Annotated in this window: 14 protein-coding genes; 8 read left to right on the top strand and 6 right to left on the bottom strand. The window is 70.5% G+C overall.

The window, feature by feature from the left end; all coding sequences use genetic code 11:
• Positions 1 to 15 precede the first annotated feature (15 nt).
• Positions 16 to 210, bottom strand: a complete 195-nt coding sequence (locus LN251_RS19380; protein WP_058923418.1) for a hypothetical protein — start codon at positions 208 to 210, stop codon at positions 16 to 18.
• Between the two features lie 190 nt (positions 211 to 400).
• Here LN251_RS19380 and LN251_RS19375 point away from each other — a divergent pair, with 190 nt between their 5' ends.
• Positions 401 to 2542: a prolyl oligopeptidase family serine peptidase gene (locus LN251_RS19375; protein WP_458245515.1), complete on the top strand. Its 2142-nt coding sequence runs from the start codon at positions 401 to 403 to the stop codon at positions 2540 to 2542.
• Between the two features lie 110 nt (positions 2543 to 2652).
• On the opposite strand, the gene LN251_RS19370 is transcribed toward LN251_RS19375, so the two are convergent.
• Genes LN251_RS19370 through LN251_RS19350 form a run of 5 tightly spaced genes read right to left on the bottom strand, consistent with a single transcriptional unit; the run spans position 2653 to position 8231 of the window.
• Positions 2653 to 3714 carry an ABC transporter ATP-binding protein gene (locus LN251_RS19370; protein ID WP_458245514.1) on the bottom strand — a complete coding sequence of 354 codons (1062 nt, stop codon included), beginning with the start codon at positions 3712 to 3714 and terminating at the stop codon, positions 2653 to 2655.
• Positions 3707 to 4681, bottom strand: a complete 975-nt coding sequence (locus LN251_RS19365; protein WP_458245513.1) for an ABC transporter ATP-binding protein — start codon at positions 4679 to 4681, stop codon at positions 3707 to 3709. Before LN251_RS19365 ends, LN251_RS19370 begins: the two co-directional genes overlap by 8 nt.
• 9 nt (positions 4682 to 4690) lie before the next feature.
• Entirely contained in the window at positions 4691 to 5671 is a 981-nt protein-coding gene (locus LN251_RS19360; RefSeq protein WP_458245512.1) for an ABC transporter permease, read from the bottom strand.
• The gene (locus tag LN251_RS19355; protein ID WP_458245511.1) at positions 5664 to 6587 is read right to left on the bottom strand and encodes an ABC transporter permease; all 924 of its coding nucleotides are present in this window, start codon (positions 6585 to 6587) and stop codon (positions 5664 to 5666) included. Before LN251_RS19355 ends, LN251_RS19360 begins: the two co-directional genes overlap by 8 nt.
• Positions 6588 to 6593: 6 nt before the next feature.
• The gene (locus LN251_RS19350) at positions 6594 to 8231 is read right to left on the bottom strand and encodes a peptide ABC transporter substrate-binding protein (protein ID WP_458245510.1); all 1638 of its coding nucleotides are present in this window, start codon (positions 8229 to 8231) and stop codon (positions 6594 to 6596) included.
• A 113-nt stretch (positions 8232 to 8344) separates the two neighbouring features.
• On the opposite strand from LN251_RS19350, the gene LN251_RS19345 reads away from it, so the two are divergent.
• From LN251_RS19345 to LN251_RS19315, 7 genes are all read left to right on the top strand, one after another.
• Positions 8345 to 9388: an amidohydrolase family protein gene (locus tag LN251_RS19345; protein ID WP_458245509.1), complete on the top strand. Its 1044-nt coding sequence runs from the start codon at positions 8345 to 8347 to the stop codon at positions 9386 to 9388.
• A 107-nt stretch (positions 9389 to 9495) separates the two neighbouring features.
• Entirely contained in the window at positions 9496 to 10236 is a 741-nt protein-coding gene (locus LN251_RS19340; RefSeq protein WP_458245508.1) for a class I SAM-dependent DNA methyltransferase, read from the top strand.
• 228 nt (positions 10237 to 10464) lie between these two features.
• The gene (locus LN251_RS19335; RefSeq protein ID WP_458245507.1) at positions 10465 to 12336 is read left to right on the top strand and encodes an ABC transporter substrate-binding protein; all 1872 of its coding nucleotides are present in this window, start codon (positions 10465 to 10467) and stop codon (positions 12334 to 12336) included.
• Positions 12337 to 12343: 7 nt separating this feature from the next.
• Positions 12344 to 13375, top strand: coding sequence for an ABC transporter permease (locus LN251_RS19330; RefSeq protein WP_458245506.1), 1032 nt, complete (start codon positions 12344 to 12346; stop codon positions 13373 to 13375).
• A complete protein-coding gene (locus tag LN251_RS19325) occupies positions 13372 to 14283 on the top strand; it encodes an ABC transporter permease (RefSeq protein ID WP_458245505.1) in 912 nt (303 codons plus the stop codon). The genes LN251_RS19330 and LN251_RS19325 overlap by 4 nt, the downstream gene beginning before the upstream one ends.
• Positions 14280 to 15278: an ABC transporter ATP-binding protein gene (locus LN251_RS19320; RefSeq protein ID WP_458245504.1), complete on the top strand. Its 999-nt coding sequence runs from the start codon at positions 14280 to 14282 to the stop codon at positions 15276 to 15278. The genes LN251_RS19325 and LN251_RS19320 overlap by 4 nt, the downstream gene beginning before the upstream one ends.
• On the top strand, positions 15275 to 16264 hold the full coding sequence (locus LN251_RS19315; protein ID WP_458245503.1) for an ABC transporter ATP-binding protein: 990 nt from the start codon (positions 15275 to 15277) through the stop codon (positions 16262 to 16264). Before LN251_RS19320 ends, LN251_RS19315 begins: the two co-directional genes overlap by 4 nt.
• Positions 16265 to 16328 lie beyond the last annotated feature (64 nt).

Below are 16328 nucleotides of genomic sequence, written 5' to 3'. Positions count from 1 at the left end.
CCCACCCTACGCATGTCAGAACTTGATGCTGCCGATCATGCTGGCGATGTTGGTCGTCAGGTCGTTGATCGTGGGCGCGACGGTCGAGGAGGCGAGATAGAACCCGAGAAGGATGCAGACGACCGCGTGCCCGCCCTTCAGCCCGGACTTCTTGACCAACAGGAAGACGACGATCGCCAGCAGCACCACCGCCGAAATCGAGAGTGCCACGGCGGCTCACCTCCAAAGATCCCAAGTACGCGGGGGTCGGACCAAGGGGCAACGCGTTCCTCGCAGATAAATCCACGAGGAGGAGCAGCAGGTTCATACCCACTATGCGGTAGTGATCATAACTATCCGGGCCTGCGCATCGATCGGCGCACGGCCGCACAAGGGGGCGCATGGCCAATATGGTCGGTCCATGACGACGAGGTCCGACTCCTTCCCCCGCCGGCACGCGCGCACCCAGCGTTTCACCCTCGGCGCGCCGCGCGCTTTCACGGTGGCGCCCGACGGCGCCCGTGTCGTGTTCCTGCGCTCCTCCTCCGGTACCGACAGGGCGAGTTCCCTGTGGGTGCTGGACGTTTCGGGAGGCGGGGAGCGCGTCGCGGCCGATCCGCGCGCCCTGCTCGAGGGGGATCACGAGGAGCTGTCCGCCGAGGAGCGGGCGCGCCGCGAACGCAGCCGCGAGGGCGGCGCCGGCATCGTCGGCTACGCCACCGACGCGGACGTGGAGTTGGCCTCTTTCGCGTTGTCAGGGCGGCTTTTCACGGCCGAACTGAGGGCCGGCACGGCGCGTGAACTGCCCGCTGCGGGACCGGTGATCGACCCGCGCCCCTCCCCCGACGGCCGGTTCGTCGCGTACGTCGCCGGGGGCGCCCTGCGGGTGGTGGGCGCCGAGGGCGAGGGCGGACGGGGGCTCGCGGAGCCGGAGTCGGAGAACGTCACCTACGGTCTCGCCGAGTTCGTCGCGGCCGAGGAGATGGGCCGTTCGCGGGGCTTTTGGTGGTCGCCGGAGTCGGACCGGCTGCTGGTCGCTCGGGTGGACGACACGCCGGTGCGGCGCTGGTGGATCTCCGATCCAGCCCATCCGGAACGTGATCCACAGCGCGTCCCGTATCCGGCGGCGGGCACGGACAACGCGGACGTGCGGCTGTTCGTGATCGGCCTGGACGGGTCGCGCACGGAGGTGGTCTGGGACTGGGCGCGCTATCCGTATCTGGCGCATGTGCACTGGTCAGAGGCGGGGGCCCCACTGCTGCTCGTCCAGGCGCGCGACCAGCGCAGTCAGCTCTACCTGGCCGTGGACCCGAACACCGGGGCGACCCGGCTGGTGCACGCGGACGAAGATCCGGTTTGGCTGGATCTTTTCCCCGGGGTGCCCTGCTGGAGCCCCTCGGGGCAGCTCGTGCGCATCGCCGACGAGGGGGGCGCGCGGGTGCTCGCGGTGGGTGAACGCCCGCTGACCGGACCGCAGTTGCACGTCCGCGCGGTGCTGGACGTGACGGCCGAGGACGTGCTGGTCTCGGCCTCGGCCGGCGAGGAGGCCCCCGAGGGCGCCACCGAGGTCGGCGAGGTGCACGTCTATCGCGTCAACGAGCTCGGCGTACAGCGCCTTTCGCGGGAACCCGGCGTGCACTCCGCGGTGCGCGCCGGGGGCGTGACCGTGCTGGTGTCGGCGGCGCTGGACCGGCCGGGCGCCCAGGTGCGGGTGCTGCGGGGCGACCATCCCACGGCGATGATCACCTCGTACGCGGAAGATCCCGGTATGTCCCCGCGCGTGCGGCTCACCGAGGGGGGCGCACGGCGTATCCCGTGCGCCGTCCTGCTCCCCCGTGATCACGACGGTGAGACCCCGCTGCCGGTCCTCATGGATCCCTACGGCGGTCCGCACGGCCCCCGCGTGATCGCCGCGCACAACGCCCATCTCACCTCGCAGTGGTTCGCCGACCAGGGCTTCGCGGTGGTCGTCGCCGACGGGCGCGGCACCCCGGGCCGCTCCCCCGCCTGGGAGAAGGCCGTCCACGGCGACTTCACCGTCTCCCTCGACGACCAGGTCGAGGCGCTCCAGGACCTCGCGAAGACCTTCCCGCTGGACCTCGGCCGGGTGGCCGTCCGCGGCTGGTCCTTCGGCGGCTGGCTGGCGGGCCTCGCGGTGCTGCGCCGGCCGGACGTCTTCCACGCGGGCATCGCCGGCGCCCCGGTCACCGACTGGCGGCTGTACGACACGCACTACACCGAGCGCTACCTGGGCGACCCGGCCGCGAGCCCGGAGGCGTACGCGCACAGCTCGCTCGTCACCGACGACGGTCTGTCGGCGCCCGCCGAGCCGCACCGCCCGCTGATGATCGTCCACGGTCTGGCGGACGACAACGTGGTCGTGGCGCACGCCCTGCGCCTGTCCTCCGCGCTGCTGGCCGCGGGCCGTCCGCACGAGGTGCTGCCGCTGTCCGGGGTGACGCACATGACCCCGCAGGAACAGGTCGCGGAGAACCTGCTGCTGCTCCAGGTCGACTTCCTCAAGCGGTCGCTGGGGCTCGCACGTGCCGACAAACCCGCATGAACCGCGTTAACACGCAGGCAACTTGGCCGACCCGGTCCCGATATACGGACGCGCCACTCTGAAGAACGTACGGCCGTGCGGGTGCCGTGAACGGACCGGGGTGCACCATGTCACCCCGGTCCGTTGCTTTGCGCCTCCTCGGGCGGGACCACCTGCTTCTCCTCGGCGAAGTGGCAGGCGGAGGCGTGGGCGGCCGGGCCGCCCGTGGGCCGGAACTCCGCCGGTACCGCCAGCTCCGGCACCTCCAGTTCGCACCGCTCCCGCGCCTTCCAGCAGCGGGTGCGGAAGCGGCAGCCGGAGGGGATGTTCGTCGGGGAGGGGACGTCGCCGGCGAGGATGATGCGCTCGCGGCGTTCGCGGGCCTCCGGGTCGGGCACCGGGACGGCGGACAGCAGCGCCTGGGTGTAGGGGTGCGTGGGGTGGTCGTAGATCTCCTCGTCCCGGCCGATCTCCACGATCCGCCCCAGGTACATCACGCCCACCCGGTCCGAGATGTGCCGGACGATCGACAGGTCGTGGGCGATGAAGACGTAGCTCAGCTCGAACTCGCTCTGCAGCCGGTCGAGGAGGTTGACCACCTGGGCCTGCACGGAGACGTCGAGCGCGGAGACCGGCTCGTCGGCGACGATGACCTCCGGGCGCAGCGCCAGGCCGCGCGCGATGCCGATGCGCTGGCGCTGGCCGCCGGAGAACTGGTGCGGATAGCGGTTGATGTACTCGGGGTTGAGGCCGACGACGTCCAGCAGTTCCTGGACCTTCTTGCGCCGGTCGCCCTTGGGGGCCACCTCGGGGTGGATCTCGTACGGCTCCCCGATGATGTCGCCCACCGTCATACGGGGGTTGAGCGAGGTGTACGGGTCCTGGAAGACCATCTGGATGTTGCGGCGGACGGACTTCAGGGCCCTGGCGGACAGCTTGCCGATGTCCTCGCCCTTGTACCGGATCACCCCTTGGGTCGGCCGTTCGAGGTTGACGAGCATCTTGGCGACGGTCGACTTGCCGCAGCCTGACTCCCCGACGATGCCGAGGGTCTCGCCCTTGTGCAGCGTGAAGTCCACCCCGTCGACCGCCTTGACCGCACCGACCTGCTTCCTGATCACGATGCCCCGCGTCAGCGGATAGTGCTTGACCAGTCCGCTCACTTCGAGGATCGGCTCGGCTCGGTCAGCCATCGAGGCACTCCCTCCAGAAGTGGCAGGCGCTGCCCCGGTCCTCGTCGACCTCGTACAGGGGCGGTTCGTCGGTGCGGCACACGTCCTGGGCCATCGGGCAGCGGGGGTTGAAGGCGCAGCCCGGCGGGATGTGCATCAGGTTGGGCGGCAGGCCCTTGATCGCGTACAGCTCCTGGCCCTTCTGGTCCAGGCGCGGGATGGAGTCGAGGAGCCCGCGGGTGTAGGGGTGGGCGGGGGCCTTGTAGATGTCGTGCACCGGGGCCGTCTCGACGATCCGGCCCGCGTACATCACGGCGATCTTGTCCGCGACGTCGGCGACCACGCCGAGGTCGTGGGTGATGAGGATCAGGCCCATGTTGTACTCGCGCTGCAGGTCCGCGAGCAGGTCCATGACCTGGGCCTGGACGGTGACGTCGAGGGCGGTGGTGGGCTCGTCGGCGATGATGAGGGCCGGCTCCAGGGCCAGCGCCATGGCGATCATGATGCGCTGGCGCATACCGCCGGAGAACTGGTGCGGATAGTCCCCGACCCGCGCCGCCGCGGCCGGGATGCGGACCCGGTCCATCAGCTCGACGGCCTTGGCCCTGGCGTCCTTCTTCGACATCCCGCGGTGCACGATGAACATCTCGCCGAGCTGGTCGCCCACGCTGAGGACGGGGTTCAGGGACGACAGGGCGTCCTGGAAGATCATGGCCATCTCGGCGCCGCGGACCTTCCTGCGCTCCTCCTCCTTGAGCTTGAGCAGGTCCCGGCCCTGGAAGAGGATCTCGCCGCCGGTGATTTTCCCGGGCGGGATGTCGAGGATCCCCATCACGGCCTGCGCGGTGACCGACTTGCCGGAGCCCGACTCGCCGAGGACGGCGAGCGTCTCGCCGGCGTCCACGCTGTAGTCGACGCCGTTGACGGCCTTGGCGATCCCGTCCCGGGTGTGGAACTCCACGTGCAGATCACGCACTTCGAGCAGCATGACGACGGCTCACCTCAGCTTCGGGTCGAGGGCGTCGCGGACCGCGTCGCCGAGCATGATGAAGGCGAGGACGGTGAGGGCGAGGGCGCCGGCCGGCCACAGGAGCATGTGCGGGGCGTTGCGGATGTAGGGGGACGCGGCGGAGATGTCGATGCCCCAGCTGACGTTCGGGGGCTTCAGGCCCACGCCCAGGAAGGACAGGGTGGCCTCCAGGGCGATGTAGGTGCCGAGCGCGATGGTGGCGACGACGATCACCGGGGCGACCGCGTTGGGCGCGATGTGCCGCAGCAGGATGCGGGAGTTGGAGGCGCCGAGGGAGCGGGCGGCCTGGACGTAGTCGTTCTGCTTGGCGGTGATGACGGAGCCGCGGCCGATGCGGGCGATCTGCGGCCAGCCCAGCAGCACGATGAAACCGACGACCGGCCAGACGGTGTTGCTGGTCACCACGGACAGCAGGACCAGACCGCCCAGCACGACCGGGATCGCGAAGAAGATGTCGGCGATGCGGGAGAGGAACGAGTCCCACGCGCCGCCGAAGTAGCCCGCGAGGGCGCCCAGTGCCGAGCCGAGGATCGCGACCCCGAGCGTGGCGCAGACGCCGACCGTGACGGACGTCCGGGTGCCGTAGACGGTGCGGGTGTAGACGTCGCAGCCCTGCCCGTCGAAGCCGAAGGGGTGGCCGGGCTGGGAGCCCTGCTGGGCCTTGGCGAGGTCGCACGTGAGGGGGCTCATCCAGGTGATGGACGAGGGCCACAGCGAGATGAACACCAGGAAGAGGATGACGACGCCCGCGATGAGGAAGACGGGGTTGCGGCGCAGGTCGCGCCAGGCGTCCGACCAGAGCGAGCGGGGCTTTCCGGCCGGGCCGGTGCCCTCCGGTCCGCCGGGTGTCTTCTCGAGCGTCGTCGCCTCGCTCGCCGCGAGGTCCATCGCGCCGCCCATGCCGGTGCCGGCGATGACGCCCTCCTGTTCGTACGGCTGCTCAGGCATAGCGGATCCTCGGATCGAGTACGGCGTACAGCAGGTCGACGAGCAGGTTGGCGACCAGGAAGACGAGGACGAGCACGGTGACGAAGCCGACGACGGTCTGGGTGTTCTGCCGCAGGATGCCCTGGTAGAGCTGGTAGCCGACGCCGTGGATGTTGAAGATCCGCTCGGTGACGATCGCGCCGCCCATCAGCGCGCCGATGTCGGTGCCGATGAAGGTGACCACGGGGATCAGGGAGTTGCGCAGCAGGTGGCGGACGATCACCCGCTGCCGGGGCAGGCCCTTGGCGACGGCGGTGCGGACGTAGTCGGAGCGGCGGTTCTCCGCGATGGAGGTGCGGGTCAGCCGGGTGACGTAGGCGAGGGAGACCGAGGCGAGGACCAGGCCCGGCACGATCAGCTCGCTGAAGGTGGCCTCCGGGGAGACGGAGGGTTTGATCCAGCCCCACTCGACGCCGAGCAGCAGTTGCAGCAGCAGGCCGGTGACGAAGGTGGGGACGGAGATGACGACGAGGGTGAGCAGGAGGACGGAGGTGTCGACGGGGCGGCCCCGCTTCAGGCCCGTGATCACGCCCAGCGTGACGCCGATGACGATCTCGAAGAAGATCGCGACGATCGTCAGCCGGATGGTGACGGGGAACGCCGTCGCCATCAGCTCGGTGACCTTCTGCCCGTTGAAGGCGGTGCCGAAGTCGCCGGTGAAGACGTTCCCCATGTAGGTCAGGTACTGCTGCCACACGGGCTTGTCGAGGCCGAACTCCTTCTTCAGCTGGGCGGCCGTGGCCGGGTCGCACTGCCGCTCGCCGCACAGGCCCGCGATGGGGTCGCCCATCACGTTCACCATCAGGAAGATCAGCAGCGTTGCCCCGATGAACACCGGGATCATCTGGAGCAGACGCCGGACCACGTACCTGCCCACGGGGGTTCAGCCGACCTTGATCTCGTTGTACACCGGGACGCTGAACGGGTTGAGGGCCACGTTCGACAGGCGGTCGGACCAGCCGGCGCTGCCGTTCTGGTACCACAGCGGGATGGCGGCCATGTTGTCGCGGACGACCTTCTCGGCGTTCTGGAAGAGGCCGATCGCCTTGGCGGTGTCCGTCTCGGCGTTGGCCTGGTTGACGAGACTGTCGAAGTCCTTGTTGGACCACTGGCCGTCGTTGGAGGAGGCGTTGGTGTAGTAGAGCGGCTGCAGGAAGTTCTGGATGAGCGGGTAGTCCATCTGCCAGCCGGCCCGGAACGGCCCGCTCATCTTGTGCTGCCCGATCTGGTTGCGGAAGTCCGCGAAGGTGCCGACCGGGTTGCCGACGCAGGCCTTGTTGTTGCCGAGGGCGTTGTTGATGGAGTTGCACACGGCGTCCACCCACTCCTTGTGCGAGCCGGTGTCCGCGTTGTACGTGATCTTGACCTGGCCGCCGGGCAGGCCGCCGCCCTCCTGGACGAGCTTCTTGGCCTCGCTCGGGTTGTAGGTGCAGCCGTCCCCGCACAGGCCGTCCTGGAAGCCGCCCTTGGTGCCGAGGACGGGCGAGGTCCAGTCGGTGGCGGGGGTGCGGGTCTTCTGGAAGATCGTCTCGGTGATCTGCGGGCGGTTGATCGCCATGGACAGGCCCTTGCGGACCTTCACCGAGCCGCTGGTGTTCCAGGCCTTGTCGTAGTACGGGAACGCGAGCGTCTGGATGATGCCGGCGGGCGTGTTGAGGTAGCGGTCGCCGAGGTCGTTCTTGACGTTCTTCAGCTGCGCGGCGGGGATGTCGTCGACGAGGTCGAGGTTGCCGGCCATCAGGTCGGTGTAGGCGGTGTTGTTGTCGGTGTAGACCTTGAGGTCGACGCCGCCGTTCTGCGCCTTGTCGCTGCCGGGGTAGGCGTCCCACTTGCGCAGGGACATCATGGAGCCCTTGGTGTACGACTGCACCGTGTACGGGCCGTTGCCGACCGGCTTCTTGATCCAGTTGGCGTGGTCGGAGAAGAACGCCTGGGGCAGCGGGGAGTAGGCCGCGTAGCCGAGGGTGTCGGGGAACGTCGAGAACTTCTGCGTGAGCTTGACGGTGAAGGTGCGGTCGCCGGTGACCTTGAGGCCGGAGAGGGTGTCCGCGGTCTGCTTGCCGGTGTCCGGGTGCGTCTTGTCGTAGCCCTCGATGTAGCCGAAGAAGTACGCGTTCTTCTGGTTGTTCTTCAGGCTGGCGCCGTAGTTCCAGGCGTCGACGAAGGACTTGGCGTTGACGGCCTCTCCATTGCTGAACTTCCAGCCGCTCTTGACGGTGATCGTGAAGTTCTGCGAGTCCTTGGTGGTGATGCTCTCGGCGAGCATGTCCTGGGCGGCGCCCGTCTTGGGGTCGTACCGCTTCAGCCCACGGAAGATCATGTCGAGGACCTTGCCGCCCTGCACCTCGTTGGTGTTGGCCGGTTCCAACGGGTTCTGCGGGTCACCCCAGGACGAGCTGAGCACTCCGCTGCCGGACCCGCTGCCGCTTCCACTGTCGCTCCCACCGCCTCCGCAGGCCGTCGCGGCGAGTGCGACCGCCGTCGCGCATGCGGCCCACTTGGCGTGCGTGGCTCCGCGCATGGAGTTCCTCCTCAGGAATGCCGGTCCGTTATCGGCCAATATGTGATCAATTACGGCCACCCCGCACCTTCGACGCGCCCATTAGCAGGACCGCGGTCGTACCCTTCGCCCCCATGGCCCTTCACCTGCGCGGGACCGTGCTGCCCGACGGGTCGGTCCGGGACCTGTGGACGCTCGGCGACCGCATCACCTTCGACCGCCCGTCCCGGCCGGCCGACACCGTGGCCGACGGAGGCTTCCTGCTCCCCGGCCTGGTCGACGTGCACACGCATCCGGGCACCCGGTCGGCGGACGAGACGGCGTTCGATCCCGAGGTGTTCGCCGCGCAGGTGGCCCTGCACCGGGACGCGGGCACGACGGCACTGCGCTTCCCCGGGCTGCTCGGTGAGATACCGGCGGCACTGCGCGAGGCGCCGGACGCGCCGCGGATGGTGAGCGCGGGACGCTGGCTGGCCTGGGCCGGGCTCTCACCCAGCGCGCCGTTCCACACGGTCACCGACGATCTGGCCGCGGCGGCGGTCGCCGAGGCGGCGGCCCACGACGGCTGGTGCAAGCTCATGGGCGACTGGGACTTCACGGCGGACCCGGTGCCGTACGAGGTGCTGCGCGCCGTCACCGAAGCGGTGCACACGGCCGGTGGGCGGGTGGCGGCGCATTGCCAGTCCGCGGCGGGTGTGCTCAATGCCGTCCGGGCGGGGGTGGACTCCGTGGAGCACGGGATGGCGATGCCCGAGGAGTGCGTGGAGCTGATGGCCCGGCAGGGCACGGTGTACGTCCCCACGCTCACCGCCTTCGCCCGCAGCGCCCCGCACCGCCCCACGGACACCGCGCGCGGGCGCCTGTGGCACGACGGTCACGCGACCATGATCCGCAGGGTGCGCGAGGCCCACGACGCCGGAGTCACCGTGCTGGCCGGCACCGACTCCGCGCCCTTCGGCAACGTCGCGACGGAGGTGGAGCACCTGATCGCGGCCGGGCTGCCCGCCGAACAGGCGGTGGGCGCGGCCAGTTGGACCGCGCGCGCCTTCCTCGGCCTGACCGGCCTGACCGAGGGCGCCCTGGCCGACATCACCGTCTACGGCACCGATCCGCGCCGCGAGCCCGGGGTGCTGCGGCATCCGGGCCGGATCGTGCTGCGGGGGCGGGTCGTGCGCTGACCGGCGCGGTCGGCGCAGGCCGGGGAAAGCAAGAGGAAGTGCCGGACAAGGCAAGAAGACGGTTGTTCACGTCCGTGCGTTCGGTGACCTGTGACACACTCCTGCGCGTGGTCGACCGATCGTTCGCCGATCTTTCCCTCGCCTCCCTCTACGACGCCCTCCACCCGTGGGGACCGGGCGACGACTTCTGTCTGGGCCTGGTGATGTCCGCCGCATCGGTGCTCGACGCGGGCTGCGGCACCGGCCGGTTGCTCGCGCGGGCCCGTGCGGCGGGGCACCGGGGGCGGCTGACGGGACTGGACCCGGCGGCCGCACTGCTCGTCCAGGCACGGCGGCGCGAACCCGGGGTCGAATGGGTGCTCGGGGATCTGGGGTCGCGGGCGTGGGGCGGCGCGTTCGAGCTGGTCGTGATGACCGGGCACACCTTCCAGGTCCTCCTGGGCGAGGACGAGTTGCGGCTGGCGCTGAGCAGTGTGCGCGCCGCCCTGGCCCCGGGCGGGCGGTTCGTGTTCGGCACCCGGAATCCGGCTGCGCGCGCCTGGTCGCGGTGGACGCCGGAGCACGTGCGCCGGGTCGTCGGCCCGGACGGCCGTGCCGTCCGGGTGTGGCGTGAGGTGGAGGGAGCCGCCGGTGGCGAACGGGTGACCTTCACGACGACGTTCGCGGGCGGACCCTGGCCCCGCCCGCAGACCTGCCGCTCCACCCGGCGCTTTCTGGCCGCCGACGCCCTGGCACGCTCGCTGGGCCGGGCGGGACTTCGCGTGACGGAACAGTTCGGCGACTGGGAACGCGGGCCCCTCAGGGCCGACAGTCACGAGATCATCACGGTGGCTGAATCCGTCCGCTGACGGCGTCAGCCCTCCACCAGGACCCCTTCACCGGTCTCGACCAATATTGGCCACATCGAACATCAACTCGCCGTTTCCGCAGGCCACATCAGGTTTGGCGGGCCGTTGACGGGCGCAGACACCCGCTGATAGACACACTCATCACCCAGCTGGCGTCACCAGGCGGAACCCGGTCCTGAAGTCCGAACAAGCCCTCCCTGTGCGAGCGATGACGCGAGGTCACGATTCATGAGCCCACAAGACCAGCACGGCACACGGCGTTCACAACCGAGAAGCCCACGGCACCGCACGGCTCGGCTCGTCGCTGCCGCCGGCGCCGTCGCCCTGACCGTCTCGGCAGGCCTCGCGACCCCGCTCAACCCGGCGCCCCAGCGCGCCCAGGCGGCCGAGGGCAAGAAGACGCTCACCGTGGCGGTCGCCCAGAGCGTCGACTCGCTCAGCCCTTTCCTGGCGGTACGGCTGCTCAGCACCAGCATCCTGCGGCTGACGTACGAGTACCTCACCGACTACGACCCCGGGGACGCGCACCCCGTGCCGGGCCTCGCCACCAGCTGGAAGCCGTCCGCCGACAAGCTCACCTGGACGTACACGATCCGCTCCGACGCCACGTGGTCGGACGGGCAGAAGGTCACCGCCCGGGACGCGGCCTGGACGTTCGACAAGATGATGACCGACGAGGCGGCGGCCACGGCGAACGGCAGCTTCGTCGCCAACTTCCGTTCGGTGTCCGCCCCGAGCCCCACACAGCTGGTCATCCGGCTGAAGAAGCCGCAGGCGACGATGACGGCCCTGGACGTGCCGATCGTGCCCGAGCACGTCTGGAAGGACGTCAAGGACTTCTCGAAGTTCAACAACGACAAGTCCTTCCCGATCGTCGGTGACGGCCCGTTCGTGCTCACCGACTACAAGGCGGACAGCTACGTCCGGCTGAAGGCCAACAAGGACTTCTGGCGCGGGGCGCCGAAGTTCGACGAGCTGGTCTTCAAGTACTACAAGGACCAGGACGCCGCGGTGGCCGCCCTGCGCAAGGGCGAGGTCTCCTTCGTGGCGGGCCAGCCCGCCCTGACACCCGCCCAGGCCGCGTCCCTCAAGGGCCAGAACGACATCCACGTCAACGAGGGCCCGGGCCGCCGCTTCTACGCCCTGGCCACCAACCCGGGCGCGAAGGCGCGCAGCGGCCAGAAGTTCGGCGACGGCGACCCGTCCCTGCTGGACCAGCGGGTGCGCAACGCGCTGTTCATGGCGGTCGACCGCAAGTCCGTCATCGACAAGGTCTTCCAGGGCCACGCGGTAGAGGGCCAGGGCTACATCCCGCCCCGCTTCTCGACGTACTTCTGGAAGCCCTCCGCGAGCCAGGAACTCTCCTACGACCCCGCCAAGGCCGCTCAACTCCTGGACCAGGCGGGCTACAAGAAGAACGCGGCCGGAAAACGGGTCGGCAAGAACGGCAAGCCGCTGAACTACCGCGTCCTGTGCCACGCCACCGACCCCAACGACAAGGCGGTCGGCCAGTACCTCAAGGAGTGGTGGGGCAAGCTCGGCATCGGCATGACGCTGGACTGCCTGGACAACGTCACCGACCCCTGGCTCGCCGGGAAGTACGACCTCGCCTTCGACGGCTGGTCGGTCAACCCCGACCCCGACTTCGTGCTGTCGATCCACACCTGCGGCGCCCTGCCGGCCACGCCGAAGGACACCGGCGCGACCGACAACTTCATCTGCGACAAGACCTACGACGAGCTGTACGCCAAGCAGCTCGCCGAGTACGACTCCGCCAAACGGGCCGACATCGTCAAGCAGATGGAGTCGCGGCTGTACGACCTGGGGTACATGAACGTCATGGCGTACCCGAACGCCGTCGAGGCCTACCGCACCGACCAGATCAAGTCGATCACGACGATGCCGAAGGCGGCCGGCAACATCTACGGCCAGGACGGCTACTGGAGCTGGTGGTCGGCCGTGCCGGCGGACTCCGGTTCCTCCTCCGGGGGTTCCTCGACCGGGGTGATCGTCGGCGTCGTCGCGGGGGTCGTGGTCCTCGCCGCCACCGGGGTGTTCTTCGCGATGCGCCGCCGTACGACCGCCGACGACCGCGAATAGGTGGTTCATGGTCTCCGACGCAGTCACCGCGCCCGTCGCCCGGGCGAGACGGCCCCGTACCGGCACCGCCTACCCCCGGTACGTGGCCGGGAAGGCGGGCGGCGCCGCCGTCTCGCTGCTGGCCGTCCTGGTCACCGGGTTCTTCCTGTTCCGGCTGATCCCGGGCGACCCGGTGAAGACCATGACGGGCGGCCGGCCGGTCTCGGCCGCACAACTGGCCGAGTACCGCCGGGAGTTCGGGCTCGACCTGCCGATGTGGGAGCAGTTCACCGACTACTGCGGGAAGGCGCTCACCGGTGACCTGGGGACCTCGTACCAGTTCCGCGCCCCGGTCATCGACAAGATCACGGAAGCGCTGCCGAACACGCTGCTGCTGACCGGCACCGCCTTCGTGCTCTACACTGCGCTCGGCATGTTCCTGGGCACCCGCTCGGCCTGGCGGCACGGGAGACTCGGCGACAAGCTCAACACCGGCCTGGCGCTCACCCTCTACTCCGTGCCGTCCTTCTGGCTCGGCCTGCTGATGATCATCGTGTTCGCGGTGGGCCTCGGCCCGATCCCCGGACTGTTCCCGACCGGCGGCATGGAGTCCGGCGGCAAGGAGGGCTTCGCCTACGTCCTCGACGTCGCCCACCACCTGGTCCTGCCGGTGATCACCCTGGTCGCGGTCGAGTACGGCCAGACGCTGCTCGTCACCCGCTCGGCGCTGCTGGACGAGATGGGCAGCGACTACCTGACGACCGCCCGCGCCAAGGGGCTCAGGGACGACCTGGTGCGCCGCCGGCACGCCGTGCCGAACGCGCTGCTGCCCACGGTCACCCTCGTCTTCGTCAACCTCGGCCGGACCGTCGCGGGCGTCATCCTGGTCGAGACGGTCTTCTCCTGGCCGGGCCTGGGCGGCCTGTTCTACCAGGCGCTGAGCGTGCCCGACCTGCCGCTCGTGCAGGGCCTGTTCCTCTTCTTCGCCTCGGCGGTGATCGTCATGAACACGTTGGCCGACCTGCTGTATCCGCTGCTCGACCCCCGGGTGGGCCGATGACGGCCGAGGCGGCACCGGCGACCCCGGGCCGGCTCGCCCGGCAGCGCCGCCGGCAGTCCGCCGCCCGGTTCTGGCGCAGCTACCGCACCCACCGCGCCGGGATGATCGGCCTGGCCGCGCTCGTGCTGTTCGCCCTGATGGCGCTGACCGCTCCGCTGACCGTCGGCTCCGGCGTGGCCGGCGTGACCGACGCCCCCGGTAGTCCGCTCGAGGCGCCGAGCCTCGACTTCCCGCTGGGCACGGATCGGTTCGGGCGCAGCGTGCTCGGCCTTGTGGTGTGGGGTTCGCGGGTGTCGCTGCTGGTCGGGCTGCTCGCGGCCGTGCTGTCGGTGGTGATCGGTACCGTGGTCGGGGTCACGGCCGGGCACTTCAAGGGCGCGTACGCGACCGTGCTGATGCGCATCACGGACTGGTTCCTGGTGATGCCGGCGCTGGTGCTGGCCATCGCGCTGGCCACCGTGATGACCCGCTCGCTCGGCACGGTGATCCTCGCGATCGGCGTCACCTCCTGGCCGACGACGGCGCGGCTGGTGCGCGCCCAGACCCTGGCGGTGGAGTCGCGGCCGTACATCGAGCGGGCGAAGGCGCTCGGCGGCGGGCACTGGCACATCATGAGCCGTCATGTGCTGCCCAACGTGATGCCGCTGGTCCTCGCCCAGACGACCCTGATGATCTCCTCCTCGGTCCTCGCCGAGGCCACGCTCGCCTTCCTCGGGCTCGGAGATCCGACGGTGATCTCGTGGGGCGGGCTGCTGCAGGACGCGCGCGAGGCGGGTGCGGTCAGTGCGGGCGACTGGTGGTACCTGGTGCCGCCGGGCATCGCCATCGCGCTGGTGGCGCTGGCGTTCACGCTGTGCGGGCGGGCGGTGGAGTCCGTGCTCAATCCCAGGCTGGGGGTGGCCCGTTGACGCTGCTGGAGGTCCGGGGCCTGACCGTGACGTATCCGGGCGGAGCCGAGGCGGTACGGGGTGTGGACCTGTCGCTCGAGGCGGGCCGCAAGCTCGGGATCGCCGGCGAGTCGGGCTGCGGCAAGTCCACGCTGGCGTTGGCCCTGCTGCGGCTGCTGCCGGCCGGCACGGAGGTCGGCGGTGAGGTCCTGCTCGACGGGGAGGACGTTCTGACGATGCGGTGGGGGCGGGTGCGCGCGGTGCGCTGGGCCGGCGCCTCGATCGTCTTCCAGGGGGCCATGCACTCGCTCAACCCCGTGCACCGCGTCGGCGACCAGATCGCCGAGCCGATCCTGCTGCACGGCGGCGCGACTCCGGCGGCCGCCAAGCGGCGGGCCGGTGAGCTGCTGGAGCAGGTGGGTCTGCCGGCGGCGCGGGCGCGGGCGTATCCGCACGAGCTCTCCGGCGGGCAGCGGCAGCGCGTCATGATCGCCATGGCGCTGGCCTGCGACCCGCGGCTCGTCGTCGCCGACGAGCCGACCACCGCCCTGGACGTGATGATCCAGGCACAGATCCTGCGGCTCATCGAACAGCTCGTGTCCGAGCAGGAGTTGGGCCTGATCGTGATCAGTCACGATCTGGCGGTCCTCGCCGACACCTGCGACCGGCTGGCCGTGATGTACGCGGGCCGCGTGGTCGAGGAGGGGCCCGCGCGGGCGGTGTACGAGGAGGCGCTGCACCCGTACGGCAGGGCCCTGTCGTCGGCGTTCCCGCGCATCGGTGACCCGGCGTCCCGGTTCGCCCCGCGGGGGCTCGCCGGTGACCCGCCCGACCCGACGGACCTGCCGTCCGGCTGCGCCTTCCACCCGCGCTGCCCGGTCGCCCTGGACGAGTGCGCCGTGCTGGACCAGCCGTTGAGGGAGGCCGGACCCGGGCGGCGGGCGGCGTGTGTGCACGTCGGGGCGGCGGTTCCGCCGCCGGCCGGTCCGGCGCAGGACGTGAGGAGCACGACATGACGACTCCGGCGCCGCTGCTGAGCGCGCGGGACCTGCACGTGACCTTCCCCGGCCGTCATGGCGCCGCCCCCGCCCGGGCGGTGGACGGCGTCGAACTCGACATCGGCGCCGGGGAGATCGTGGCGCTGGTCGGCGAGTCGGGCTGCGGCAAGACGACACTGGCGCGCTCACTGCTCGGGCTGGTCGAGCCGTCCTCGGGCAGCGTCCGCTTCGACGGCAAGCCGCTGGAGTACTCCTCGCGGGCGCTGAAGGCCTACCGCCGACGCGTCCAGCTGGTCCTGCAGGACCCCAGCGGCTCACTGAACCCGCGGCACACGGTGTACGAGGCGGTGGCCGAGGGCCTGCGCATCCACGGGCATCCGGGCGACGAACGGACGGCGGTGGCCGAGGCCCTGTCCCGCGCGGGACTCCGCCCGCCCGAACGCTTCTTCCTGCGCTACCCGCACGAGCTCTCCGGCGGCCAGCGCCAACGGGTCGTCATCGCGGGCGCGTTGGTCCTGCAGCCCGAACTCATCGTCGCCGACGAGCCGGTGGCCTCCCTGGACGCCTCCGTGCGCGGCGAGATCCTCGCCCTGCTGCTGCGTCTGCGCACCGAACTGGGCCTGTCCGCGCTGGTGGTGACGCACGACCTGGGTCTGGCGTGGAACGTCGCGGACCGGGTGGCGGTGATGTACCTGGGGCGGATCGTGGAGACGGGCACGGTGGAGCAGGTCCTGACGGCAGCCCGGCACCCGTACACCCAGGCCCTGCTGTCGGTCCTCCCGGAGGCCCCCGGCGACCCGGTCGTCCTGACCGGCGAACCCCCCGACCCCTCCCGCATCCCCTCCGGCTGCCGCTTCCACGCCCGCTGCCAGATCCTGGCGAGCGGCGAGGCGGACCGCGCCGGGGTCGCGAACGCCTGCCGCACCCAGGACCTGGACGTCCTGACGGGCACGGCCGACACCCAGGTGGCCTGCCACTGGGCACGGACGCGGGTCACGACGTGACCTCACGCCCCACCAACTCCACCTCGAACCCATCGGAGTTGGCGAGATAGGCGGCGTAGTGGCC

It is taken from the genome of Streptomyces sp. MAI_2237, from assembly GCF_054189285.1.
The sequence above is the reverse complement of the archived record's forward strand: the minus strand, read 5'-3'. Positions and strand labels throughout refer to the sequence as shown.

Bases quoted from the DNA above. Each gene is read 5' to 3' on its own strand.
- LN251_RS19350 (WP_458245510.1), bottom strand. From the start codon at position 8,231: ATGCGCGGAGCCACGCACGCCAAGTGGGCCGCATGCGCGACGGCGGTC.
- LN251_RS19375 (WP_458245515.1), top strand. From the start codon at position 401: ATGACGACGAGGTCCGACTCCTTCCCCCGCCGGCACGCGCGCACCCAG.
- LN251_RS19345 (WP_458245509.1), top strand. From the start codon at position 8,345: ATGGCCCTTCACCTGCGCGGGACCGTGCTGCCCGACGGGTCGGTCCGG.
- LN251_RS19365 (WP_458245513.1), bottom strand. From the start codon at position 4,681: ATGCTGCTCGAAGTGCGTGATCTGCACGTGGAGTTCCACACCCGGGAC.
- LN251_RS19330 (WP_458245506.1), top strand. From the start codon at position 12,344: ATGGTCTCCGACGCAGTCACCGCGCCCGTCGCCCGGGCGAGACGGCCC.
- LN251_RS19335 (WP_458245507.1), top strand. From the start codon at position 10,465: ATGAGCCCACAAGACCAGCACGGCACACGGCGTTCACAACCGAGAAGC.
- LN251_RS19315 (WP_458245503.1), top strand. From the start codon at position 15,275: ATGACGACTCCGGCGCCGCTGCTGAGCGCGCGGGACCTGCACGTGACC.
- LN251_RS19370 (WP_458245514.1), bottom strand. From the start codon at position 3,714: ATGGCTGACCGAGCCGAGCCGATCCTCGAAGTGAGCGGACTGGTCAAG.
- LN251_RS19325 (WP_458245505.1), top strand. From the start codon at position 13,372: ATGACGGCCGAGGCGGCACCGGCGACCCCGGGCCGGCTCGCCCGGCAG.
- LN251_RS19360 (WP_458245512.1), bottom strand. From the start codon at position 5,671: ATGCCTGAGCAGCCGTACGAACAGGAGGGCGTCATCGCCGGCACCGGC.